This window comes from Acidovorax sp. CF316 (genome assembly GCF_000276605.1).
In the GTDB taxonomy this organism is placed as follows: Bacteria; Pseudomonadota; Gammaproteobacteria; order Burkholderiales; family Burkholderiaceae_C; genus Acidovorax.
The window spans coordinates 1-22,255 of the sequence record NZ_AKJX01000220.1 but is presented as its reverse complement, the minus strand read 5'-3'; the positions used below and the strand labels follow the sequence as shown (position 1 = coordinate 22,255).

Below are 22,255 nucleotides of genomic sequence, written 5' to 3'. Positions count from 1 at the left end.
GCGGGTTCGGCTCATCGATGGGTTGAACTGTACGCCTCAGGTGACCAGAGAAAAACCACCCAGTCGCGAACTAACTGTTCCAGTATTGGAAACAATGCATGGGGAACTTTTGCGGGTTTACCCGTGCCTCAAGCAGGCAGGTGGCGCCCTTGCTCGGGTGGATACAGGAAAACCCGCGGCTGCCAACAGGACAGTGGCAAATGCTGTGCAGACCGCCCGCAGCGGCCCGCCCGGGCGGGCCCACAAGCGCAGCGGACCGCGCACAATAGGCGCACCGCCCACCACCCCCCTCTCCTTGCCCATGCCACGCGCACGACCCACAGCCGCCACCCTGGGCGGCTCTTCGGATGAGACCGAAACCGCCTTTTACGATGCGCTCCAGCGGGGCGACATCGAACTGCTGATGTCGTGCTGGGCCGACGAGGAGGACATCGTCTGCGTGCACCCGGGCGGTCCCCGGCTCGTGGGGTCCGGTGCCATCCGCGCCGCGTTCGAGGCCATGTTTTCGAATGGCACAGTGCGTGCCCGGCCGACCCAGGTGCGCCGTGTGCAGGCGCTGTCCAGCGCGGTGCACAGTGTGGCCGAGCATGTGGAGGTGATGCTGCCCGACGGCATGCACCGCGCCATCGTGATTGCCACCAATGTCTACCACAAGACCCCCCAGGGCTGGCGCCTGGTGGTGCACCATGCCAGCGCGGGTGTGGTGGAGGATGTGCAGGCCATGCAGGCGCAGCAGCCGGTGCTGCATTGAGGGTGCCGCACGCCATGCACTCCCTGCAATACACGGCGCCGCGGTGGCTGCCCGGCGGGCAGTTGCAGACCATCTGGCCTGCGCTGTACTCGCGCCGCGTGTTCGGTGCGCCGCCCCCCTACCGGCGCGAGCGTTGGGAGACGCCCGACGGGGATTTCGTGGACGTGGATTTCCTCGACGACGGGGTGCCGCCAGCGACGCAGCGGCCGCTGCTGGTGGTGTTCCATGGCCTTGAAGGCTCCTCGCGCAGCCACTACAGCGAGGCCTTTGCCGACCTCGCGCGAGAGCGTGGCTGGGCCTGTGCGCTGCCGCACTTTCGCGGCTGCAGCGGCGAGATCAACCGCGCGCCGCGCGCTTATCACTCGGGTGACCATGCCGAGATCGGCTGGATGCTGCAGCGCCTGCGTGCCATGCACACAGGCCCGCTGATGGCGGCAGGCGTGTCATTGGGGGGCAACGCGCTTTTGCGCTGGGCCGCCGAGCTGGGCGAGGAGGCCAGTCGCAGCGCCGACGCCATTGCTGCGGTGTGTTCGCCCATCGACCTGGCCGCCGGCGGGCATGCGATCGGGCGCGGCTTCAACCGGCAGGTCTACACCCGCATGTTCCTGCGCACCCTGGTGCCCAAGGCCTTGCAGAAGCTGGCCCAGCACCCCGGCCTGTTCGATCGCCAGGCCCTGCTGGCGGCACGCGACCTGTACGCGTTCGACAACGTCTTCACCGCGCCGGTGCATGGCTTTCGCAACACCGAGGACTACTGGCTGCGGGCGTCGGCCAAGCCGCTGCTGCACCGCATCCGCATCCCGGCGCTGGTGGTGAACGCGCGCAACGACCCCTTCGTTCCGGCCAGCAGCCTGCCTGGCGTGCACGAGGTGGGCCGCTGCGTCACCCTCTGGCAGCCGGCGCATGGCGGCCACGTGGGCTTTGCCAAGGGGCGGCTGCCCGGCCATGTGCGGGCCATGCCGGATACCGTGGGCACCTGGCTCGCGGCGCAGACTGACACGGAACGCCGCGCAGCGGGGGCACAATCGCGGCATGGATGACATCGTCAAGCAGGCCCTGGCCAAATGGCCGAATGTGCCCGACTGCTACGGCTGGCTGGGGCTGGATGCGCGCGGGCGCTGGTACATGCGCGACGACCGGACGCAGGCCGCCGGCCCGTTCCCAGAGGCCAAGGGCTCGCTGCTGCAGCACGAGAAGCTGATCGACTTCATCCACCGCAACTACGAAGCCGATGGGATGGGGCAGTGGTTCTTCCAGAACGGGCCGCAACGCGTGTACGTGGAACTCGAAGCCACGCCGCTGGTCTGGCGCCTGGCGGCCGATGGATCGGTGACCTCCCACACAGGCAAGTCCACCACAGTGGAGCAATGCCTGCTTGATGCGCAAGGCCGGGTGTACCTGGCCACGCCGCTGGGGCTGGGCCTGGTGCACACGCTGGACGTGGGCCTGGCCGCCGACGCCGTGGAGCAGGGCCGCTGGACGCCGGTGGAAGTGCGGGCCGAGGACCTGCCGGCCCGCCATGGTTTTGTGACCAGCCCGGCTGCACGGCACGCCAGCGCCTGAGCAGGCCATTCCAGAGGCCACAAAAAAGCCGACCTCGCGGGGTCGGCTTTTTGTTGGGGTGTGCGCAGTGCGCTTACTGCGACGCGCCAGATGCAGGCGCTGCCGCTGCGGCCGATGCGCCGTCACCGGCGGCAGACGCCGCTGCCGCAGGGGCGGCGGGCTCTTCGAACTTGGCACCACCGGCATTGGCCATGAAGGCCACGGCACGTGCGATCTCGGTGTCGCTGAAGTCGCCGCCACCCTGGGGGGCCATGGCGCCCTTGCCCTTGAGGGCGGACTGCACCAGCGTTTCAAAGCCGGTCTTGATGCGGGCCGACCAAGCGGCGGCATCGCCGAACTTCGGGGCCCCTGCTGCGCCGGTGGCGTGGCAGGCGGCGCACTGGGCCTTGTAGACGGCTTCGCCATTGGCCAGCGGCCGGTTGGCATCGCGCACCTCGACCGCGCCCACCTTCTGGATGCGTGCCGCGGTGGCCTTCTGGGTGTCCACCGCGCCGGCGGCTGGCTTGTTGTCCGAGGTGACGTAGAGGACCAGGCCGATGATGGCAAAGATCGGAATCACAAACGAGGCAAGTACCGCGATCAGCAACTGCTTGGGGTTCTTGATCGGGCCGGTATGGGCTTCTTCGTGGTGGGTGTCGCTCATGACTTCCTCGGGTTTATCGTGGGGCTTTGATGCAATCAACCTTCAATTATATCTGCCGGTGCCCCCGGCCCCTGCAGCACGGGCGACGTGCGTGCCGAAAGGCAGACAAAACAATTTCGGGCGGCACACTGTGGCAGTGGCCGCCCGAAGGCGTTCAGGAGCCCGCAGCCGCCCGCGCCACTGGCTCGGCCGTACCGCCGCCGCCCAGCGCCTTGTAGAGCACGACCTGGTTCTGCAGCTGGGCCAGCCGCACCTGCACCACCCCTTGCTGGGTGCTGAACAGCGAGCGCTCGGCATCCAGCAGGTCCAGGTAACTGGACACGCCGTTGCGGTAGCGCAGGTCGGCCAGGCGCAGGCGGGCCTCTTCGGCCTCGGCCTGGCGCTGCTGGGCCTCGGACTGCTCGACCAGGGTGGACTGGCCGGCCAGCGCATCGGACACCTCGCGGAACGCCGTCTGGATGGCCTTCTCGTACTGCGCCACGGCGATGCTGCGCGAGGCCTGAGAGCTCTCCAGGTTGGCCCGGTTGCGGCCGGCATCGAAGATCGGCAGCAGCAGTGACGGGGCGATAGTGAAGCCCCAGGAGCCGCTCTTGAACAGGCCCGAGAGCTCGCCACTGGCCGTGCCGGCCTGTGCCGTCAGCGAGATGCGCGGGAAGAAGGCGGCGCGCGCGGCACCGATGTTGGCGTTGGCCGCGATCAGCTGCTGCTCGGCCTGGCGGATGTCGGGGCGCTGCGTGAGCAGCTCCGAGGGCAGGCCCGCAGGCAGCGCGGCCATGGCCGGTGCGTTGGCCAGCGTGCTGCCCGCCAGGCTCGCCAGGACCTCGGCCGGCACCGGCTGGCCCAGCAGCAAGGCCAGGGCGTTCTCATCCAGCGCGCGCTGGCGCTGCTGCTGTGCCAGTGTGGCGCGCGCGGCCTGGGTGAGCGACTCGGCCTGGCGGAAGTCGAGTTCCGAGGCCACGCCGGCATCCAGGCGCAGGCGCGTGAGGCGCACCGATTCTTCGCGCGAGGTCAGCGTGCGGCGCGAGAGCTTGAGCAGCTCTTCGTCGGCCAACAGGGTCAGCCAGCCGTTGGCCACGGCGGCCACGAGGCTGACCTGGGCGGCATTGCGGCCTTCCTCGCTGGCCAGGTACTGTGCCAGCGCCTGTTCCTTGAGGCTGGCGATGCGGCCGAAGAAGTCGATCTCCCAGGCCGAGAGGGCCAGGCCCGCGCTGAACGAGTTGGTCAGGTCGCCGTTGGACGCCGAGGGCCCCCGGCTGGCGTTGACGCCCAGGCCCACGCTGGGGAACTGGTCCGCGCGGCGGATCTGGAACTGCGCACGCGCCTGCTCGATGTTGAGCGCGGCCACGCGCAGGTCGCGGTTGTTGGCCAGCGCCGCGCTGATCAGGGTTTGCAGGCGCGGGTCGGCGAAGTAGTCCCGCCACGGCACCTGCGCCGCGCCAGCGGCCCCTGCGGGCGCCGTGGCGCCCGCCTGGTAGGTGCCGGGCACGGGTGCCTCGGGACGCTCGTAGGTGGGGATCATCGAGCAGCCCGAGAGCAGCAGCAGCGCGGTGGCTGCGGCCAGGGCCAGAGGGGTGGGGCGGCGGTCAATCATGGGTTCCAACTCCTGCTTCTTCTGCGTGGCGGCGGTTCATTTCCTGCTGGCGCGCGCTGCCCTTGAACAGGCTGCGCACCACCACGAAGAACACGGGCACGAAGAACACGGCCAGTGCCGTGCCGGTGATCATGCCGCCGAGCACGCCGGTGCCGATGGCGCGCTGGCTCGCCGAGCCCGCGCCCGAGGCGATGGCCAGGGGCAGCACGCCCAGGCCGAAGGCCAGCGAGGTCATCACGATGGGGCGAAAGCGCAGGTGGGCCGCGGCCAGCGCCGACTCGACCACGCCCCGGCCCTGGGCCTGCAGGTCCTTGGCGAACTCGATGATCAGGATGGCGTTCTTCGCGGACAGGCCGATGATGGTGATCAGCCCCACCTGGAAGTAGATGTCGTTCGCATACCCGCGCAGCAGGGTGGCCAGCAGCACGCCCAGCACACCGAGCGGCACCACCAGGATCACGGCCAGCGGGATCGACCAGCTTTCGTACAGCGCGGCCAGGCACAGGAACACCGCCAGGATGGCAAAGCTGTACAGGATCAGCGACTGCGAGCCGGCGAGTTTTTCCTCGCGCGACATGCCCGTCCACTCGTAGCCGAAGCCGGGCGGCAGCTGGGCGGCGAGCTTTTCCATCTCGGCCATGGCGGCGCCGGTGCTCATGCCCGGCGCGGGCGAGCCCGAGATGCGCACGGCGGGGTAGCCGTTGTAGCGCACCGTCTGCTGCGCACCCTTGATCCAGCGGGTGCTGGCAAAGGCCGACAGCGGCACGGGCTTGCCCTGGCTGTTACTGGCGTTGATCTTGAGCAGGTCCTCGGGCTGCATGCGCGCCGGTGCATCGGCCTGCACCACCACGCGCTGCAGACGGCCCTGGTTCGGGAAGTCGTTGACGTAGGTGGAGCCCAGGGCGGTGGACAGGGCCGAGTTGATCGCGTCGAAGGGCACGCCCAGGGCGTTGGCCTTGTCGCGGTCGATGTCGATCTGCAGCTGCGGCGCGTCTTCCAGGCCGTCGGGGCGCACCTGGGTGATCACCTTGCTCTGCGATGCCATGCCCAGCAGTTGGTTGCGGGCGTTCATCAGCGCCTCGTGCCCTGCGCCGCTGCGGTCCTGCAGGCGGAACGAGAAGCCGCTGGCGTTGCCCAGCTCGGGGATGGGTGGCGGGCTCAGCGGGTAGATGAAGGCATCGCGGATGCCCATCAGTCCGCCGAAGGCCCGGCCTGCCACGTCCTGGGCCGACTGGCCGGGGCCGTGGCGTTCCTTCCAGTCCTTCAAGGTCACGAAAGCGAGCGCGGCGTTCTGGCCCTGGCCGGAGAAGCTGAAGCCCAGCACGCCGACCATGCTCTGCACTTCGGGCTGCTTGAGGATGAACTCTTCGACCTGCTGCATCACGGCCAGCGTGCGCTCCTGGGTGGCACCCGGGGGCAGCTGCACGTTGACGATGATGTTGCCCTGGTCTTCCCCGGGCAGGAAGGAGGTGGGCACGCGCATGTAGACCACGACCACGGCGCCGATGATGGCAGCGTAGATCACGAGGTAGCGCGCGGCCTTGCGGAGCATGCGCGAGACCAGGCCTTCGTAGCCCTTGGCGGTGCGCGAGAAGCCGCGGTTGAACCAGCCGAAGAAGCCGCTCTTTTCATGGTGGTGGCCGGCTTCCACCGGCTTGAGCAGCGTGGCGCACAGGGCCGGCGTGAGCGACAGCGCCATGAAGGCCGAGAAGCCGATGGAGGCCACCATCACCGCCGAGAACTGGCGGAAGATGTTGCCGGTGGAGCCGGAGAAGAAGGCCAGCGGCACGAACACCGAGATCAGCACCACGGTCACGCCGATGATGGCGCCCGAGATCTGGCGCATGGCCTTGCGCGTGGCCTCCAGCGGCGGCAGGCCTTCCTCGCTCATGATGCGCTCGACGTTCTCCACCACCACGATGGCATCGTCCACGACGATACCGATCACCAGCACCATGCCGAACATGGTCAGCACGTTGATCGAGAAGCCCAGCGCCAGCAGCGTGGCGAAGGTGCCCAGCAGGGCGATCGGCACGACGATGGTCGGGATGATGGTGTAGCGCCAGTTCTGCAGGAACAGGAACATCACCAGGAACACCAGGGCCACGGCCTCCAGCAGGGTGATGGCCACCTGGGTGATGGAGATGTCCACGAAGCGCGAGCTGTCGTAGGGGATGCTCCACTCGGTGCCCTGCGGGAAGAAGCGGGAGAGCTCGTCCATCTTCACGCGCACGGCCTTGGCGGCCTCCAGCGCGTTGCCGCTCGGCGACAGCTGCACGCCGATACCGACGGCGGGCTTGCCGTTCAGGCGCGCCGAAGTGGCATAGGCCTGGCCACCGAGCTCGACGCGCGCCACGTCCTTGAGGCGCACGGTGGAACCATCGGTGTTGGCGCGCAGCACAATGCCGCCGAACTGCTCGACGCTGGACAGCTGGCCATTGACCACCACCGTGGCGGCAATGCCCTGGCCGGCCACGTTGGGCAGGTCACCGATGGTGCCGCTGGCCACCTGGGCGTTCTGCGCCCGGATGGCGGCCGTGATCTCCGCCGACGACAGGTTGAAGCTGACCATCTTGGCCGGGTCGATCCAGATGCGCATCGAGCGCTCGGTGCCGAACAGCTGGGCTTGGCCGATGCCGGGAAGGCGCTGCAGCTCGGGCACGATGTTGCGCGAGGCATAGTCGCCCAGGGCCACGGTGTCCATCTTCGGGTTGGTCGACGAGAGCATCGTGAACAGCAGGAAGTTGGAGCGCGACTTGTCCACGCGCACGCCCTGCTGCGTCACAGCCGAGGGCAGCCGCGGCGAGGCGCGCGAGAGGCGGTTCTGCACGTCCACCTGCGCCAGCTCGGCGTTGGTGCCGGGCTGGAAGCTCAGCGTGATGCTGCCCGAGCCATCGGCCTGGGCCACCGACTCCATGTAGATCAGGCCGGGCGAGCCGTTCATCTCGCGTTCGATGACGGACAGCACGCTGTCCTCCAGCGTCTGCGCCGAGGCACCGGGGTAGGCGGCGTTGATGACGATGGCGGGAGGTGCCACCGGCGGGTACTGCGCGATCGGCAGCTGCGTGATCGCCACCCCGCCCATCACCATGATGAACAGTGCGATCACCCACGCGAAGATCGGGCGGTCGATAAAGAACTTGGCCATGGATGCCCCTTACTTCGACGCGGCGGCAGAGGCAGCAGGTGCGGCACCGGGGGCTGCTGCGGCGGCTGAGGCCGCAGCGGGCGCGGCACCGGCGGCCTGCCATGGAACGGGTTTCACGGGTGTCCCCGGAGGCAGCATCTGCAGCTTCTGGAAGCCGTCGACCATGACCTTCTCGCCGGCCTTCAGGCCGTCGAGCACCACCCAGCGGTTGTTCTGCGCCGCGCTGATCTTCACGCTGCGCGGGCTGATCTTGCCGTCCTCGCCCACCACGCTCACCGTGTCACCCTGCTGGGTGCGCGTCACCGCCTGCTGGGGCAGGGTGATGGCGTTGCTGACCTCTGCCTGCTCGATCTGCACGCGCAGGTACAGGCCGGGCAGCAGCTCGCCCTTGGGGTTGGGCACTTCGGCGCGCAGCGTGACCTGTCCCGTCGACGCATCGACCGACAGGTCCGAGAACAGCAGCTTGCCGGGATGGGCGTACGCCGAGCCATCGCCCAGCAGCAGCTTGACGCTGGCGGCGTCGCCGCTGGCGCGCTTGAACTGGCCGCTTTCCATGGCACGGCGCAGCGCGAACACGTCGCTGGCCGACTGGGTGAAGTTCACGTACACCGGGTCGATCTGCTGGATGATGGCCAGCGGCGTGGCTTCGCCCTGGCCGACCAGCGCGCCTTCGGTCACCAGGGCGCGGCCGATGCGGCCCGAGATGGGGGCGGTGACGCTGGCATAGCCCAGGTTGATGCCCGCAGTGCGCGTGGCTGCACGGCCGGCTTCCACGTCGGCCTGGGCCTGCTTCTGGGCGGCCTCGGCGTTCACGAAATCCTGCTTGCTGATGGCGTTGGCGGCCACCAGGGGGCGGTAGCGCTCCACCGTGGCCGTGGCCTGGGCCAGGTTGGCCTCGGCCTTGGCCAGGCTGGCCTTGGCGCTGTCCGCAGCTGCGGCGTAGGTGGCCGGGTCGATGCGGAACAGCGGCTGGCCCGCCTTCACGTCGCTGCCTTCGCGGAATTCGCGCTTGAGCAGGATGCCGGCAGCGCGGGCACGCACCTGGGCCACGCGCGAGGCTTCGACCCGGCCGGGCAGCTCGGTGACCAGCCCCACGTCGCCCGGCGTGGCAACCACCACGCCGACTTCGACGGGAGGCATCTTGGGCGCACCGCCCGCGGCGGCCGGGGCATCGGACTTGCCGCATGCGGCGAGAAAGAAGGTAACGGTGCACAGAGCGGCCACGGGCAGCATGCGCTGCAGGGCAGGGATGCGCGCAATGCGGCGGGATGGGTCACGCAGGCGAGGCATGGGAGTCCTTGTGTTGGGCATCAACGGGATGGTCACGGCAGGCATCGCCGAGCAGCGGTGTGCGTCGGCGAATAGGAGTTTCTACCAATAGACGGGCAATTATACATACAACCATGGATGTATAATAGGGCTGGCGCCCAACCTGGACCGCCTGTGAAATTGCAATGAACGGGAGGCTGCATCCATGGTGCGCAGAACCAAAGAAGACGCGATTGCCACGCGCAACAGCCTGATCGATGCAGCCGAGAAGGTGTTCTACGACAAGGGCGTCTCCCGGGCATCCCTGAGCGACATCGCCCTGGCCGCCGGTACCACCCGGGGAGCCATCTACTGGCACTTCAAGGACAAGGTCGACCTCTTCAACGCCATGATGGACCGGGTGACCCTGCCGCTGGAGCAGGGCTACGGCGAGTTCGAAGCCAGTACCGACCTGGACCCGCTGCAGCGCCTGCGCGCCGTGATGGCCCTGGTGCTGGAGAGCGTGGCCTCGGACGAGCACACGCGCCGGGTGTTCGAGATCGCCATGCACAAGGTGGAGTACGTGGGCGAGCTGGTGGCGGTGCGCGAGCGCCACCTGGCCGCCAGTGACGGATTCACGCGCCAGCTGGCCCGTGACTTCGAGCTGGCCGCCCAGGCCCAGCGCGTGGCCATGCCGGTGCCTCCCATGGGCGCCGCCGTGGGCCTGCATGCCCTGTTCGATGGCCTGATCCAGAACTGGATCCTGTCCAACGGCGTGTTCGACCTCGCTGGAATCGGCCGTGTGACCACCGATGCCTTCATCACCGGCCTGGGGCTGCGGCTCGGGGCCCCGGTGCCGGCCGTCGGCAGGCCGTAAGCGGAGGGCGGGGGCCGCTTGCTCCGCAGGGTGCGTGCTGCATGCGATAATGCCGAGCTACACGCATGCGGCTGTAGCTCAGTGGATAGAGTATTGGCCTCCGAAGCCAAGGGTCGTGGGTTCGATCCCCGCCAGCCGCACCACCATCTCCCAGCATGAACCTGGATGCTGTTCCTGTCTCCATGCCGATTCGGAACGCTGACGCTTCCTTTTCGGAGTGGCATGGACATGCTCCTCCATCCATTGCCAACAGGATCCGGGCACGCCCATGGGGCAACCATGGTGACCCTCATCGGCTCGGTGCAAAAGACCTCCATGGTGTTTGCGCAATGCTGATGCGCCGTGTCCAATAGAACCATGCCGCACCTGCTTTTCAAATGGGTCCTGCGCGAGGACCGCTACGAGTTCTCCGGCCAGGCGCTGACCCCCCGTGCCCTCGAAACCGAGGTCAATGCGGAGATCGTTGCCATCTGGGCATGGATTCAGCGCCAGAAGCTGCGCCCCGGGCAGTTCGGCTGGGAGGCCACGCGCCGCACCACCACCTCGAAGGACGAAACACTGGCCGTCGCCAACGGCGCCATCGTCGCCGATGGGGGGACGATTCTTCATCCCCAGGAGACACGCGTCGTGGTGACGCTGCCCGAGAAGGTCGCGGTGCAGTTCCGCTTCGAATTCAACGTGGTGGACGACCGGCGCTGAGCGGGCGGCGCGTCCGATGGGCTCAGCGGGGCTCTGCCATCACCAGCAGCACCCGCACCGGGTGCGCGCTGCGATTGCGCAGTTGCCGCGCCTCGCCCGGCGCGATGCGGCAGCTGTCGAGCGCGCGCAGCACCTCGCTGCATGACGGGCCGCCGGGTTGCTGGCTGGTGATCTCGAGCTCACCGTCCACCACCACGTAGAACTTCTCGAGGGGGGAGGCCGACAGCGTCGTGCTGCCGCCGGGCGCCACCAGCGACAGCCCTATCCAGGCCGTGTCCGCGGGGCCGGCCTCGCGGCCCTGCAGGCGTGCCATCGCGAAGCCTTCGTGGCCCGGGGCGTCGTAGCCGGGCGCATCGGCATGTCGTACCAGGTGCATGCTCGTCTCCGTTCAGGGGGCCAGCACGACACGCGAGGACGAGCCCGCAATCACGCGCCGGTAGGCGTCGGCCGCTTCCTCCAGGGGCACCAGGCCGGCAGGATCGACGTCGAAGGCGCGCAGCGAGCCATCGCTGAAGCCGGGTGCCAGCAGGTTCAGGATGGCGGCGCAGTCCACCACGCTGAGCTTGAGGCTGTCCACCCCGAGCAACTGCAGGTTGCGGCGGTAGAACATCAGGATGTCGAACGGCACCGAGCGCTCGATGGTGGAGATGAGCACCTGCGTGCCGCCCACGGCCAGGCCCTGCAGCGCGGGTGCGAAGTAGGGCGAACCCACGGTGTTGTAGGCGATGTCGGCGCCGCGCCCGCCCGTGGCGTCGAGGAGGGCCTGGCCCAGCTCGGGGAGGGTTCCGTCCAGCACGGGGACGGGCCGGCTGGCGTGGCCGCGGTAGCTGCTGGTGCCCCGCTCCACACCGACCACCGTGGCGCCGGCGCGCGTTGCCAGCTGGATGGCGGCCTGGCCCACCTTGCCATTGGCGCCGAACACCACCACCGTCTGGCCGGGGCCCTGCAGGCCCGCCCGGCGCAGTCCCTCCCACGCGGTGATGAAGGGAACGCCCACCGTGCCCGCAGCGGCCACGGGCACGGCATCGGGCCGGCGCGCCAGGGCCGCCACCGGCAGCACCAGGTAGCGTGCGTGGCTGCCGTCGCGGGTGACACCCAGGTCGCCGCCCGTGCCCCAGACCTCGGCGCCCAGCCACTCCGTCGGGCCGGCCACCACGCGGGCGGAAAAGTCACGCCCCGGTGTGCGTGGCCAGATGGCCTGCGGCATCAGGCCCAGCGCCGCCTTGACGTCGCTGGGGTTGACGGCGGCCGCCAGGACTTCGACGACCGCATGGCCGGGCGGTGCGTCGGGCCGGTCCTGGGGCTGCAGTTGCAGGTCGAGTGTTTCGGGCGCTTCGGCCTTCTGGGACACGCGCAATGCGTGCGAGGGGGAGGCAATGGTCATGGTGAGAGTCCTTGGGTGGGAAGAAAGCGGTTCAGTGCAGTGCGTTGCTGGCACGCAGGCCCCAGGTGGTGCGGGCCTGGGCGCTGGTGGCCAGGCGTCCGCCGAGGTCCTCGACGATGCGGCGCGCCTTGTGCACCAGCTCGGCATTGCTGCGGGCGAGCACGCCCTTGTCGAGGTAGATGGTGTCTTCCAGGCCGATGCGCACGTTTCCGCCCAGCAGGTGGGCCTGGGCCACGGCGGGAAAGGCGTGGCGCCCCACGGCGAACGCCGACCAGCAGGCCTGCGGCGCGATCAGCGAGCGCGCCAGCATCAGGGCCGCGGGCGTAAACGGCAGGGCATAGCGCACGCCCATGACGACGGTGTACAGGCCTGGCCCGGCCAGCGTGCCGTCGGCCATCAGGGCCTGCGCGAGCACCAGGTCGCCGGTGTCGAAGCATTCGAGCTCCGGCACCACGCCGTGTTCGCGCACCACGGCGGCCATGCGGCGCACGTTGGCGGGGGTGTTCATCACCACCTGCTCGCCCGAATTCATGGTGTTGAGGTCCAGCGAGCAGATGTCGGGTTTGAGCGCCGCGATGTGCGCCACGCGCAGTTCGGGACGCAGCAGCGAGGTGCCGGGTGCGGCCAGGCGGGGTTCGTCCGCGCTGGGCACGAAGCGCCCGCCAGGCCCGGTGGTGAGGTTGATGATGAGATCGGGCCGGTCGCGGCGCAGCGCCTCGACCACGCGGGCATAGAGCTCGACGTCCATGGACGGTGCCCCGGTGTGCGGATCGCGCACATGGATGTGCACCGCTGCGGCGCCAGCGTCTGCGGCCTCCAGGCAGGCGTCGCTGATCTGCCCGGGCGTGACCGGCAGGTGCGGCGTCTGGTCGGGCCGCGTGAGATTGCCCGTGACGGCGCAGGTGAGGATGGTGGTGGTTTCGAGAGACATGGTCGGTCAGCCGAGATGGCGGCCTCCGTCGGCAATGAGGACGCTACCGGTGGCATAGCGCAGCGAGGTGCAGCAGGCGACGATGGCGGCCGCCACGTCGTCCGCCGTGCCCACGCGTTGCAAGGGGATGGTGGGGCCCACGCGCTCGTTGAAGGCCGCATCGCGCCCGGGCACGAAGGCGGTGTCGACGACGCCGGGCGACACCGCCAGGCAGCGCACCTGGGGCGCCAGGGTCTTGGCGAGGGCACGCGTCAGCGCATCGGTGCCGGCCTTGGCAGCGGCGTAGGCCAGGTTGCTGCCCAGGCCTGTGAAGGCCGCGATCGACGACACGTTGACCACGACCGAGTCGCCCGTTGCCTTCATTTGCGGTGCGAACGCACGGATGGCCGCAAAGCTGCCGCGCCAGTTGGTGGCGAAGATCTCGTCGATCAGCGCGTCGCTGAGGCCATCCAGGTCGGCCGCAGGCACCGGGCGGGTGAAGCCGGCGCTGTGCACCAGCACCGTGGCGGCGCCCATTTCCTGCTCCACCGTCTGCGCGGCGGCGCGCAGGGCGGCGCTGTCGGTCACGCTGGCCTGCAGGGCCCGGTGCCCGTTGCCGGCCAGTTGCGCCAGCGCGGGCGCCGCCGTCTCGGGTGCGCTGCGCTGCAGCAGCACCACGCGTGCGCCCAGCGCGGCGATGCGCCGGGCTGTGGCCAGTCCGATGGCACCGGTGCCACCGGTGATGACGGCGATTTCGCCGTCGAGCCGCTCGCGCGGCGCGAAACTTCGGTTGTCGTTGTGTTGCATGGGGATGGAGGTCAGGGAAGGGGGCAATGGGGCAGCTGCGTGGCCCCGGGTTCGAGGCGCAGTTCGATGTCCAGGGAGAAGCCGCCCTGGCCATCGGGTTCGAAGCGGCGCAGCAGCGAGCCCACGGCACCGAACACCACGTCCTCGTGGGCATTCGGGTCGTCGATGTCGAAGTACTGCGTGGCCAGCACCTTGTGGCCTGCGGCCACCACGATGAAGTGCAGGTGGGCCGGGCGCATGATGGCGCGCCCCTGGGCCGCCAGCAGTTCGCCGCACGGTCCGTCCACCGGCACGGGGTAGCCTGCGGGGCGCACGCTGTGGAAGTCGAAGCGGCCCTGGGCGTCGGTCAGGAACACACCGCGCAGGTTCATGTCCTCCTGTTCGGGGTCCTGGTTCTCGTACAGGCCCTGCGGCGAGGCCTGCCAGGTCTCCACCCGTGCGTTGGCCAGCGGTGCGCCGTCGAGCGAGCACACGCGGCCGCGCACATGCAGCGGAGCGCCCGGCGTGTCCGTGGTCGCGATGCTCTCGCCGCTGGCGCGCACCGGTTGCCGGGCGCGCCAGAAGGGGCCGACCAGTGCGGGCTCGGTGCCACCCTGGGCCAGGGCCTCGCGCGCGCCGCGCAGCTGGGCCAGCGTGGCCAGGCCCAGGATGTCGGCCAGCAGGATGCCCTCGTTCTTGTGCGGCCCGCTGGCCTGGCCGATGCGCACCAGGAAGTCCATGCCCAAGTCGAGTTCGGCGGACGTCAGGTCCACCTCCAGCGCGAAGGCATGGGCATGGCGGATGAGTGCGTCCATGATCTGCTTGAGCCGCGCATCCCGGGTGCCGGCATTGGCGCGCAGCACGGCGGCCAGCAGCTGTGCCGGGTCCGTTGCCGACAGGCCGCTCTGGGCGGACAGCTGTTTCACCACAGGGGTGCCCGCGCTCATCGCAGCACCGCCTTGGCGTTGTCGCGGTAGATGGCCTGCAGCTCGCTGGCGCTCAGGCCGGATTTCTCCAGCCCTTCGACGATCCTGGCCGGCTCGACCCACGGGAAGTCGGAGCCGAACACGATCTGCGAGGTCGGCACGATCATCTTCAGGATGCCCATGTGCACCGCATCCGCCGCAGCGGCCGTGTCGTAGTAGAAGCGGCGCAGGTGGTGCAGGCGCGAGTCTGGGGGCGCCACGCGCGCCAGCGATTCGGCCGTCTCGCCGACGAGGAAGCGCTGCGCCCAGATGCTGCCACCGCCGTGCGACCAGATGTAGTGCACATCGGGCGTGGCCTTGGCGGTGCCGCCGTGGATCAGGCTCACCATGGCCCGCGCGAGGTCCGAGCCCAATTCCACGAAGGTCGGCAGGATGCCCGGCTGGAAGTTCCACGCGCAGCAGTTGGGCGCGGTGGCATGGACGTAGACCACTGCCTTGCGGCGGTTGAGCTCGGCCCATACCGGCGCGAAGGAGGGATCGCCCAGCCACTTGTCGTCGTAGCTGGAGAGCAGGCCCACGCCATCGGCCTTGAGCACGTCGAAGGCATGGGCGATTTCGCGCAGGCTGCCCTCCACGTCGGGCAGCGGCAGCACCGCGAAGTGGCCGTAGCGGCCGGGGTGGTCGGCCTTCATGCGCGCGGCGAACTCGTTGAGTTCGCGGGCGGCAGCGCGTGTCTCGGCCACGTTGCCGAACCAGACGCCGGGCTGTGTGACGGACAGGAAGGCCTTTTCCACGCCGCCGCGGTCCATGGCTTCCAGGTCTTTCTCCACCGTCCAGGTCTTGAACTGGTCGAAGCCCAGCACCGGCTGCTGCAGGTGCTGGCGCTCCACCAGCCGCACCCACGCGGGCGAGAAGAAATGGTGGTGGAAGTCGATGCGCGAACCCTTGGCGGCCAGGGTCTGGGCGAGCGGCCGGCCCTCCGGCACGAAGGTGGTTGCGCCGATGGCACCCAGGGTGCCGAGCGAGCCGAACATGCCGAGAAAGCCGCGGCGCGAGGGCACGCGGGGTGGGCTGCCGGCCGGGGAAGGGGACGGGTGGTCCATGGGGGAGGCTCCTGCTGCGGTTTCAGAAGTTGTGGCGGATGCCGAGCTCGACGCCTTGCGAGCGGGCGCCGGCCTGGGATGCCAAGGGCGGGGTGGTCGGCCAGTCGGCCACACCGGTGCCGCTGACCAACTGGGCCGAGGCCCCGCGGTTGCGGATGTGGGCATAGGTTCCGTACAGCGCCGTCCGCTTGGACAGGTGGTGCACGTAGCCCAGAGCCAGCTTGCTCCAGTCGTCGCCGCTGTGGCTGCGGTCGTAGTGGCTGTAGGCGGCGCGCCATTCGCCCACGCCATGGCGCAGCGACGCACCGAACAGCCAGGCGTCGATGCGTGCTCCCCGGCTGTCTTCTTCGCGGGCCCAGAAGGCCATGGGTGTGACGGGGCCGATGCGGTAGGACGCTGCCACGTTGGCGGCCTTGACCTGGGCCGCCGCGGTGGCAGTGCCGCTGTGGCGCCGGCCCACGGCGGCGGCGACGTTCAGGGCGTCGTCGGCGAAGCCCAGGCGCGCACCTTCGTAGTTGTTGTTGCGGCGGTTGGCACTGTTGGAGGGCTCTTCGCCAAAGGCGTACTGCACCTGGCCGTACCAGCCGCCCAGCTGCCTGGGCAGCAGGTAGGCCAGCGCATTGCTGACGCGGATCGGTGCGCCCAGCATGCTGTAGACCGTGGGCTGGCCGATGCCGGTGCCCTGGAATGGATCGAACCAGGAGGGGTTGAGGTTGGTCGCCGACATGTCGCGGCCCAGGCGCACCTCGCCGAAGCCGCCGCTCAGGCTGACGGTGGAACGGCGCTGGAAATTCAGTCCGGTCCCGCCCGTGTCGGGGGCGAGTGCGCTTTCGAGCCAGAAGCTGGCGGACATGCCGCCGCCCAGGTCTTCGGTGCCCCGAAAGCCCAGGCGTGCGTGGCTGTTGCCGCTGTAGCTCAGTGCGGTGAGGCGGGCATTGCCGTGCGAAACATGGGCGATGCCCAGGTCGACCACGCCGAACAGCGTGACCTGGGTTTGTGCGGCGACGCCGCTACTGACCATGGCAAGACCCATGAAGGACAGGGCGAAGCAGGTTTTTTTCATGTGAGCGCTTCCGTGGAGGGGTGGGTGGGGACGGGAAAATAAATAGAATGAATGATCGAAATTGATTTGAATTTCTTATGAACATCACCTTGCGGCAGCTGCGCGCCTTCGTGGAAGTGATCAAGAGCGAGGGCTTCACTGCGGGGGCGCGCAAGCTGCACCTGACGCAGTCGGCCACCAGCCTGCTGGTGCGCGAGCTGGAGTCGCAGCTGGGCCTGCCGCTGGTGGACCGCACCACGCGCCAGATCGCGCTGACCGACGCGGGCCGCGAGCTGTTCGAGAGTGCCGAGCGCATCCTTGCGGACGTGGAGCACGCGGTGGCGAACACGCAGGACCTGCTGCACAAGCGCCGTGGCCGCGTGACGGTGGCGACCACCCCCTTCCTGGCGGCCCACTTCCTGCCCGGCGTGATCGCGCAGTTCCAGGTCTCGCATCCCGCGGTGTCGGTGCGCATCGCCGATCTGCCCACCGAGCAGCTGGTGCGGGCGGTGGACCACGGAGACGCCGACATCGGCTTCGGCGTGTTTCCGCAGATGGACGTCGCGATGGAGCGGGCGATCCTGCTGCGCCACAGCCTGGGTGTCCTGCTGCCGGCGGCCTGGCCCCTGGCGCAACGGCGCCGGCGCATGGTCTGGGCCGACCTGGAGGGCCAGCCCATGATCGGCCTGGCGCCAGCTGGCGGCTTTCGTGCCCTGGTCGATCCGCTGGTGTCCCAGGGGGGCGAGACGGCTGCGCTGCGTTTCGAGGTCGGCCACCTGGGCACGGCGGTGGGCCTGGTGGAGGCCGGCCTGGGCGCGACCGTGGTGCCGGCCTACGTGGGTGCGTTGGTGCGCTCGACCCGCACGCGCTTTCGTGAACTGCACGACCCGGTCATCCACCGCAATGTCGAGCTGGTCTGGCGCGCCTCGCGCTCGCTGTCGCCCAGTGCCAGCGCCTTCCGTGCCTGCCTCGAAGGCTGCTGCAAGCAACTGCAGGCCTGAGCGCGGGCGGCCGGTGGCGGGCCGGGGCGTCAACGCGCGATGCATGGCTTGGCCTTGCCGCATGGGTCACCGGTCACGGCCACGGCCTGGATCTCGATCAGCATGCCGGGGACGGCCAGGTTGGACACGGTGATCTGGGCGCTGGCGGGGAAGCGCCGGTCGGGGAACATCTCGGTGCGCACCTTGGAGAAGATCGCGCCGTTGCGGGCGTCGGTCAGGTAGACCGTCATGCTCACGATGTCCTGCAGGCTGCCGCCGGCGCGCTGGAGGGTCTGCTCCAGCAAGGCGAAGATGGTGCGGGCCTGGGCTTCGAAGTCGCCCTTGATGTCCTTGCCGTTCAGGTCCGTGGTGGTGGTTTCGCCTGCCAGCCAGATGGTGCGGCCGCCTTCGGTGACCACGGCGGGTGCGTAAGACCGGCCTTTGGTCCTTTCGCCGTGCTCCAGGTGCTCGGCGGCCATCGCTGAGGGCCGGAGCAGGCCGGCCAGGGCCATGGCCGCCAGTGCGCGGGTGTATCGGTATTGCATCGTGCTCTCCTTTGGGTGAGGGGCTGGCTCCATTGCCGGCCCGGGTGGGGAAGTGGCGCTCAGGGCGAGGGGTAGCGGCGGGCCAGCGCACGCATGGACGCGGTGGCCCCGCGCACGATGTCGGTGCTGTCCCAGCGGGTGGGTTGGCTGCGGCGCAGCAGGACCCGGCCGTCGACCAGCACCGTGTCCACGTTGGCCGGCTGTGCCGAATACACGAGCGCATGCGCAGGATCGAAAACCGGGGCCAGGTTGGGATCGGTGGCGCGCACGATCTGGATGTCCGCGCGCTTGCCAGGTGTCAGAGACCCGACCAGGTGGTCCAGCCCGAGGTCGCGCGCCCCGTCCAGCGTCGCCAGGCGCAGCAGGCGGCGCGCGGTGAGGGGGATGCGGTTGCCGAAGCGCTGTTTGTGCGACCACAGCAGTGCCCGCATGCAGGCGAAGAAGTCGGCGTTGGCGGATGCGCCGGAGCTGTCCACCGACAGGCTCTGGTGCACGCCGGCCTCTTCCATCTCCTGGAACTGGATCACGCCGCGGTTGGCCTGGGCGTAAAGCATCTCGATCGTGGGCGAGCAGGTCATGGTGGTTCCGGCCGCTGCCAGCAAGGCGCAGTCCTGCGGCGCCATGCCTTGCGGATGGACCAGTTGCAGGTCGCGGCCCAGCAGGCCGTGCTCGGCCAGCACGGACACCACCCCGGGGCGGGCGTGCATGGTCAGCGGCAGGTTGAGGGAGCGGATGCGGGCGCACTCCTCAGCCACCACCCCGATGGGCACGGCGCCGCGCGGATTGCTCACGGGGGTGCGCACGGCCGCGCCGAGCGTGAGCAGGGGCGAGGGCAGTCCCTGCTGCTGCAGGCGTTCCAGGCCGCCCAGGTCCATGGGTTGGGCGAGCGGCTGCTCCTGCCCCCAGCCGTAGGCGAAACGACCGCGCACGCCCATGTCGGCCATGGCGCGCAGTTCGGCGTCGGCGTGTGCTGGCGAACGGGTGTTGTGGGCCCAGTTGTGGACCGTGGTGATGCCCGACAGCAATCCCTCGGCAAGCCCCAGGCGCACGGAGCAATAGCTGTCGTCGGGGGTGAACAGCGGCCCCGTCCCCAGGGTCACGGGAAAGTAGCCGTGCACGGGGTCGTCACCTCGCACCAGGGCGCGCAGGGCGCTGTTCCACAGGTGCCAGTGCGTGTCCACGAAGCCCGGCAGCACGATCATGTCCCGCGCGTCCACTTCGGGCACTCCCTGCACGGGAAGCTGGGGGCCGACCGCCACGATGGCGCCATCGCGCACGTGCACGTCGGCGCTGGGCAGATCGCCCAGCACGGGGTCCATGGTGAGCACGTGGCCGCCACGGATGATGAGCTCCTGGTCGAGGCCGGAACGGTCGGGCGAAGGTTTCGAAGGCACGAAGAATCTCCTGCACCACGCGCGGGTGCATAGGTCGCTGAAGGAAAAAGGGGGAGGAGGGGGGCCTACTCGGCCTTGGCGCCCGAGATGCGGATCAGCTGCGCCTTCTGGCGCATGTCGGACTCGATGAACCGCACGAAGGCCGCAGGGTTCGAGAACACCGGCTCGAAGCCGCGCGCGAGCAGCACGGCCTCGCGGAAGGCAGGGTCGTTGCCGATGGCCGCGACATCCTGGTGGATCTTCTGCACGACGCTCGCGGGCGTGCCACCGGTGGCGAACAGGCCGAACCAGGATTCGCCCGGATCGATGTCGGCCAGCCCCGCCTCGCGCAGGGTGGGCACATCGGGCATCTCTGCCAGCCGGGTGGCGCGCCCCACCGCCAGGGCCTTGAGCTTGCCGGCGCGCAGTAGGGCCAGGGCGCCCGATACGCCCGCCAGCGTGAGCTGCGTCTCGCCGGCGTGCACGGCAGACACCGCTGGCGATATCCCCCGGTAGGGCACATGCACGAGGTTGCTTCCGTGCTTGGCCCGCAGCGATTCGAACAGCAGGTGTGGCAGGCTGCCGGAGCCGTAGGAGGCATAGCTCAGCGCATGGGTGCGCGACTTGACCAGTCCCATCAGTTCGGCCATGGTGTTCGCTGGCACCGAAGGGTGCGCAACGACCATCTGCGGCAGGCTCACCAGCTGGCTGATGGGCGCCAGTTCACGCACGGGGTCGTAGGGCAGCTTGTCGAACAGAAAGGGGTTGCTGGTGATGGTGGCCTCGCTGGTCAGCAGCAGCGTCAGCCCATCGGGGGCCGCTTTGGCGACCGCCGTGGCACCGATCAGTGTGGACGCGCCGGCCTTGTTGTCGACCACGACCGGTTGGCCCCACTGCCGGTGCAGGCGCTCGGCCAGCATGCGTGCCACCAGGTCGACACCGCCCCCCGGCGCGTAGGGGACCACGATCTTGACGGTACGGGCCGGCCACGCGGGAGCTTGCGCCCACAGCGGGGCGCTGGCCAGGCCCAGTGCGGCCAGCAGGCACCGGCGGGTGGGGTTCAGCAGGGGGCTCATCACTTGATGCTCTCGAAATGCCGGTAGGAGGGGTCGCTGCGTCCGGTGTGGCCGATGACCTGGTAGCGCGACTTGACCAGCTCGGCGGGGACGTCCAGCACGCGGCGGTAGTCGCTCACCGTGTGGCGTCCATCGAGCGCCCATTTGCCGTTGCGCCGCGACCAGGTGTCCAGGTAGCGGGAGTGCATCCAGCGCTCTTCGTAGAGATTAGGATTGCCTTCCTTGGGAACCAGCAGCGTGGCGGTACCTGTGCATTCGCTCACGGCACGGTCGCCGTTGACTTCGATCAGGATGTTGGTGATGCGGTGGTTGTTGCCCGCCATCTCGTCATGGGCTTTGATCAGCCAATCCACGTAGGCCTCCCAGTGGGGGAAGTCACGGGTGCCAAAGCGCATCTTCGCGCCCGGATGGGCCAGCGACATCAGCATCTCGCGGTCACCGCGGTCCAGGGCGCGCGGGTACTTGTAGATCAGTTCCGTGATGGCCTGCTTGGCCAGCAGCCGGTCGATCTCGGCGGCGGCGGCACTCTGCGCATGGGCCTGCAGCGGCACCGCCAGGTGCAGGGCCAGTGCGGTTGCCAGGGACGCCAGCAGCAGGCGGCGCGGGGGTGGAAGCGGTCTGTCCATGGGCGATCTCTCCGTAGGGGGTTGTCGTGTAAGCCTCAGCCAGGGGGACGGGCTCCCGGCATGGGCTGTATTTCAATGCGTTCCATGCCATCTTTCAAACGATTAAATTCAATGGATTAATGAGTTATTTCAATACTTCGATGCGGCGCCTGTGATGCTCGCCCTGACGCGAGCTTCTTGAAGCTGCACAAAAAATGGCTCTGGTGCGGCGGCCGGCAGGAGGGTGCGGGGTCGGGCGCTCGCGAGCAGGGGCCGGGGTCGACAGCGCACCTGCCGGGTGGAGGTCGTGCCGCTGGTGGGGCTGCGGCGGTTTTTTCCACACCAAAAGCCTGAACTTGGCGCCGGGGCATCTTCGGGTGGCATAGAATCGCGGTCTAAGGCAAAAACGCTGCCGCCGTCGCAAGTGGTGCCGCGCAATGCCTGGGGCGAAAAGTGGCGCTTGGATTTTTTTGGCATGTGCTTTTGCAGAGCGTAAAAATTCAGTGCTATAATTCGAGATTCTCCGGAGGGGTGCCCGAGTGGCTAAAGGGGGCAGACTGTAAATCTGTTGGCTTACGCCTACACTGGTTCGAATCCAGTCCCCTCCACCAGTAGAAGAAAATGAAAGCAGGTTGCGGTAGGCCCCTTGGGGCTGGGATCGCAGAGCCAGTTGGCAGTGCGGGAGTAGTTCAATGGTAGAACCCTAGCCTTCCAAGCTAATGACGCGGGTTCGATTCCCGTCTCCCGCTCCATTGTTCGGTTTGCTGGCAGGTTGAGAGAGAAGTTTTTTTGGGGTTGCGAAAGCGGTTCCGATTGCCCATGTGGCTCAGTGGTAGAGCACTCCCTTGGTAAGGGAGAGGTCGCGGGTCCGATTCCCGCCATGGGCACCACCTTCAGGCGCACCCGAAGTCGTTCGGGTGCGCCGAAATTTCGTTGTGTAGTTTGTAGATTTTTTTCGGAGTCGGAAAAATGGCAAAAGGTAAGTTCGAACGGACCAAGCCCCAC

Annotated in this window: 21 protein-coding genes and 4 tRNA genes; 10 read left to right on the top strand and 15 right to left on the bottom strand. The window is 68.7% G+C overall.

Translation table 11 applies throughout. From position 1 onward, the window contains the following. Positions 1–301: 301 nt before the first annotated feature. Genes PMI14_RS26950 through PMI14_RS26940 form a run of 3 tightly spaced genes read left to right on the top strand, consistent with a single transcriptional unit; the run spans position 302 to position 2,314 of the window. Positions 302–751, top strand: a complete 450-nt coding sequence (locus PMI14_RS26950) for a nuclear transport factor 2 family protein (protein ID WP_007859447.1) — start codon at positions 302–304, stop codon at positions 749–751. A 14-nt stretch (positions 752–765) separates the two neighbouring features. After that, on the top strand, positions 766–1,791 hold the full coding sequence (locus PMI14_RS26945; protein WP_007859444.1) for a YheT family hydrolase: 1,026 nt from the start codon (positions 766–768) through the stop codon (positions 1,789–1,791). Then, positions 1,784–2,314, top strand: a complete 531-nt coding sequence (locus PMI14_RS26940) for a DUF2946 family protein (protein WP_007859442.1) — start codon at positions 1,784–1,786, stop codon at positions 2,312–2,314. The genes PMI14_RS26945 and PMI14_RS26940 overlap by 8 nt, the downstream gene beginning before the upstream one ends. 73 nt (positions 2,315–2,387) lie before the next feature. Here the strand turns inward: PMI14_RS26940 and PMI14_RS26935 are convergent, their stop codons facing one another. From PMI14_RS26935 to PMI14_RS26920, 4 genes are all read right to left on the bottom strand, one after another. After that, positions 2,388–2,957, bottom strand: a complete 570-nt coding sequence (locus tag PMI14_RS26935; RefSeq protein ID WP_007859440.1) for a cytochrome c5 family protein — start codon at positions 2,955–2,957, stop codon at positions 2,388–2,390. A 154-nt stretch (positions 2,958–3,111) separates the two neighbouring features. Next, positions 3,112–4,548, bottom strand: coding sequence for an efflux transporter outer membrane subunit (locus PMI14_RS26930; protein ID WP_007859438.1), 1,437 nt, complete (start codon positions 4,546–4,548; stop codon positions 3,112–3,114). Then, complete coding sequence (locus PMI14_RS26925; RefSeq protein ID WP_007859437.1) at positions 4,541–7,696, bottom strand: efflux RND transporter permease subunit; 3,156 nt, start codon at positions 7,694–7,696, stop codon at positions 4,541–4,543. The genes PMI14_RS26930 and PMI14_RS26925 overlap by 8 nt, the downstream gene beginning before the upstream one ends. Before the next feature lie 9 nt (positions 7,697–7,705). Next, positions 7,706–9,007: an efflux RND transporter periplasmic adaptor subunit gene (locus PMI14_RS26920; RefSeq protein WP_081497408.1), complete on the bottom strand. Its 1,302-nt coding sequence runs from the start codon at positions 9,005–9,007 to the stop codon at positions 7,706–7,708. 163 nt (positions 9,008–9,170) lie between these two features. Between PMI14_RS26920 and PMI14_RS26915 the strand changes: the two genes are divergently transcribed. The 3 genes from PMI14_RS26915 (at position 9,171) to PMI14_RS26905 (ending at position 10,520) form a co-directional block, all read left to right on the top strand. Continuing rightward, the gene (locus PMI14_RS26915; protein WP_007859433.1) at positions 9,171–9,821 is read left to right on the top strand and encodes a TetR family transcriptional regulator; all 651 of its coding nucleotides are present in this window, start codon (positions 9,171–9,173) and stop codon (positions 9,819–9,821) included. 67 nt (positions 9,822–9,888) lie between these two features. After that, positions 9,889–9,964 (top strand) — tRNA-Arg (locus PMI14_RS26910). A 214-nt stretch (positions 9,965–10,178) separates the two neighbouring features. Then, positions 10,179–10,520 (top strand): hypothetical protein, encoded by a 342-nt coding sequence (locus PMI14_RS26905; RefSeq protein WP_007859432.1) that lies wholly within the window; start codon positions 10,179–10,181, stop codon positions 10,518–10,520. Positions 10,521–10,542: 22 nt separating this feature from the next. On the opposite strand, the gene PMI14_RS26900 is transcribed toward PMI14_RS26905, so the two are convergent. Genes PMI14_RS26900 through PMI14_RS26870 form a run of 7 tightly spaced genes read right to left on the bottom strand, consistent with a single transcriptional unit; the run spans position 10,543 to position 16,692 of the window. Then, positions 10,543–10,896 carry a cupin domain-containing protein gene (locus PMI14_RS26900; protein ID WP_007859426.1) on the bottom strand — a complete coding sequence of 118 codons (354 nt, stop codon included), beginning with the start codon at positions 10,894–10,896 and terminating at the stop codon, positions 10,543–10,545. A 12-nt stretch (positions 10,897–10,908) separates the two neighbouring features. After that, entirely contained in the window at positions 10,909–11,904 is a 996-nt protein-coding gene (locus tag PMI14_RS26895; protein ID WP_007859424.1) for a zinc-binding alcohol dehydrogenase family protein, read from the bottom strand. 31 nt (positions 11,905–11,935) lie between these two features. Then, the gene (locus PMI14_RS26890) at positions 11,936–12,835 is read right to left on the bottom strand and encodes a 3-keto-5-aminohexanoate cleavage protein (protein WP_007859422.1); all 900 of its coding nucleotides are present in this window, start codon (positions 12,833–12,835) and stop codon (positions 11,936–11,938) included. A 6-nt stretch (positions 12,836–12,841) separates the two neighbouring features. After that, positions 12,842–13,621: an SDR family NAD(P)-dependent oxidoreductase gene (locus PMI14_RS26885; protein ID WP_007859420.1), complete on the bottom strand. Its 780-nt coding sequence runs from the start codon at positions 13,619–13,621 to the stop codon at positions 12,842–12,844. Between the two features lie 11 nt (positions 13,622–13,632). Beyond that, on the bottom strand, positions 13,633–14,547 hold the full coding sequence (locus PMI14_RS26880) for a dioxygenase (RefSeq protein WP_007859418.1): 915 nt from the start codon (positions 14,545–14,547) through the stop codon (positions 13,633–13,635). Next, entirely contained in the window at positions 14,544–15,629 is a 1,086-nt protein-coding gene (locus PMI14_RS26875; protein WP_007859417.1) for an amidohydrolase family protein, read from the bottom strand. Before PMI14_RS26875 ends, PMI14_RS26880 begins: the two co-directional genes overlap by 4 nt. 22 nt (positions 15,630–15,651) lie before the next feature. Further along, positions 15,652–16,692, bottom strand: a complete 1,041-nt coding sequence (locus PMI14_RS26870; protein WP_007859415.1) for a porin — start codon at positions 16,690–16,692, stop codon at positions 15,652–15,654. A 77-nt stretch (positions 16,693–16,769) separates the two neighbouring features. Here PMI14_RS26870 and PMI14_RS26865 point away from each other — a divergent pair, with 77 nt between their 5' ends. Next, entirely contained in the window at positions 16,770–17,672 is a 903-nt protein-coding gene (locus PMI14_RS26865) for a LysR family transcriptional regulator (protein ID WP_007859412.1), read from the top strand. 29 nt (positions 17,673–17,701) lie between these two features. Here PMI14_RS26865 and PMI14_RS26860 read toward each other — a convergent pair whose 3' ends face one another. From PMI14_RS26860 to PMI14_RS26845, 4 genes are all read right to left on the bottom strand, one after another. Next, the gene (locus tag PMI14_RS26860; protein ID WP_007859411.1) at positions 17,702–18,196 is read right to left on the bottom strand and encodes a RidA family protein; all 495 of its coding nucleotides are present in this window, start codon (positions 18,194–18,196) and stop codon (positions 17,702–17,704) included. Positions 18,197–18,255: 59 nt separating this feature from the next. Beyond that, positions 18,256–19,590, bottom strand: coding sequence for an amidohydrolase family protein (locus tag PMI14_RS26855; protein ID WP_007859408.1), 1,335 nt, complete (start codon positions 19,588–19,590; stop codon positions 18,256–18,258). A 65-nt stretch (positions 19,591–19,655) separates the two neighbouring features. Next, entirely contained in the window at positions 19,656–20,645 is a 990-nt protein-coding gene (locus PMI14_RS26850) for a tripartite tricarboxylate transporter substrate binding protein (protein WP_007859406.1), read from the bottom strand. Beyond that, positions 20,645–21,271 (bottom strand): nuclear transport factor 2 family protein, encoded by a 627-nt coding sequence (locus tag PMI14_RS26845; protein WP_007859404.1) that lies wholly within the window; start codon positions 21,269–21,271, stop codon positions 20,645–20,647. The genes PMI14_RS26850 and PMI14_RS26845 overlap by 1 nt, the downstream gene beginning before the upstream one ends. A 504-nt stretch (positions 21,272–21,775) precedes the next feature. On the opposite strand from PMI14_RS26845, the gene PMI14_RS26840 reads away from it, so the two are divergent. From PMI14_RS26840 to PMI14_RS26830, 3 genes are all read left to right on the top strand, one after another. Further along, positions 21,776–21,861: transfer RNA gene (locus PMI14_RS26840), tRNA-Tyr, on the top strand. A gap of 67 nt (positions 21,862–21,928) precedes the next feature. Continuing rightward, a tRNA-Gly gene (locus PMI14_RS26835) sits at positions 21,929–22,002 on the top strand. Between the two features lie 63 nt (positions 22,003–22,065). Next, positions 22,066–22,140: transfer RNA gene (locus PMI14_RS26830), tRNA-Thr, on the top strand. The last annotated feature ends 115 nt before the right edge of the window (positions 22,141–22,255 follow it).

Excerpts from the sequence above, each read along its gene's own strand:
- PMI14_RS26950 (WP_007859447.1), top strand. The coding sequence starts at position 302 with ATGCCACGCGCACGACCCACAGCCGCCACCCTGGGCGGCTCTTCGGAT.
- PMI14_RS26945 (WP_007859444.1), top strand. The coding sequence starts at position 766 with ATGCACTCCCTGCAATACACGGCGCCGCGGTGGCTGCCCGGCGGGCAG.
- PMI14_RS26940 (WP_007859442.1), top strand. The coding sequence starts at position 1,784 with ATGGATGACATCGTCAAGCAGGCCCTGGCCAAATGGCCGAATGTGCCC.
- PMI14_RS26935 (WP_007859440.1), bottom strand. The coding sequence starts at position 2,957 with ATGAGCGACACCCACCACGAAGAAGCCCATACCGGCCCGATCAAGAAC.
- PMI14_RS26930 (WP_007859438.1), bottom strand. The coding sequence starts at position 4,548 with ATGATTGACCGCCGCCCCACCCCTCTGGCCCTGGCCGCAGCCACCGCG.
- PMI14_RS26925 (WP_007859437.1), bottom strand. The coding sequence starts at position 7,696 with ATGGCCAAGTTCTTTATCGACCGCCCGATCTTCGCGTGGGTGATCGCA.
- PMI14_RS26920 (WP_081497408.1), bottom strand. The coding sequence starts at position 9,007 with ATGCCCAACACAAGGACTCCCATGCCTCGCCTGCGTGACCCATCCCGC.
- PMI14_RS26915 (WP_007859433.1), top strand. The coding sequence starts at position 9,171 with ATGGTGCGCAGAACCAAAGAAGACGCGATTGCCACGCGCAACAGCCTG.
- PMI14_RS26905 (WP_007859432.1), top strand. The coding sequence starts at position 10,179 with ATGCCGCACCTGCTTTTCAAATGGGTCCTGCGCGAGGACCGCTACGAG.
- PMI14_RS26900 (WP_007859426.1), bottom strand. The coding sequence starts at position 10,896 with ATGCACCTGGTACGACATGCCGATGCGCCCGGCTACGACGCCCCGGGC.
- PMI14_RS26895 (WP_007859424.1), bottom strand. The coding sequence starts at position 11,904 with ATGACCATTGCCTCCCCCTCGCACGCATTGCGCGTGTCCCAGAAGGCC.
- PMI14_RS26890 (WP_007859422.1), bottom strand. The coding sequence starts at position 12,835 with ATGTCTCTCGAAACCACCACCATCCTCACCTGCGCCGTCACGGGCAAT.
- PMI14_RS26885 (WP_007859420.1), bottom strand. The coding sequence starts at position 13,621 with ATGCAACACAACGACAACCGAAGTTTCGCGCCGCGCGAGCGGCTCGAC.
- PMI14_RS26880 (WP_007859418.1), bottom strand. The coding sequence starts at position 14,547 with ATGAGCGCGGGCACCCCTGTGGTGAAACAGCTGTCCGCCCAGAGCGGC.
- PMI14_RS26875 (WP_007859417.1), bottom strand. The coding sequence starts at position 15,629 with ATGGACCACCCGTCCCCTTCCCCGGCCGGCAGCCCACCCCGCGTGCCC.
- PMI14_RS26870 (WP_007859415.1), bottom strand. The coding sequence starts at position 16,692 with ATGAAAAAAACCTGCTTCGCCCTGTCCTTCATGGGTCTTGCCATGGTC.
- PMI14_RS26865 (WP_007859412.1), top strand. The coding sequence starts at position 16,770 with ATGAACATCACCTTGCGGCAGCTGCGCGCCTTCGTGGAAGTGATCAAG.
- PMI14_RS26860 (WP_007859411.1), bottom strand. The coding sequence starts at position 18,196 with ATGCAATACCGATACACCCGCGCACTGGCGGCCATGGCCCTGGCCGGC.
- PMI14_RS26850 (WP_007859406.1), bottom strand. The coding sequence starts at position 20,645 with ATGAGCCCCCTGCTGAACCCCACCCGCCGGTGCCTGCTGGCCGCACTG.
- PMI14_RS26845 (WP_007859404.1), bottom strand. The coding sequence starts at position 21,271 with ATGGACAGACCGCTTCCACCCCCGCGCCGCCTGCTGCTGGCGTCCCTG.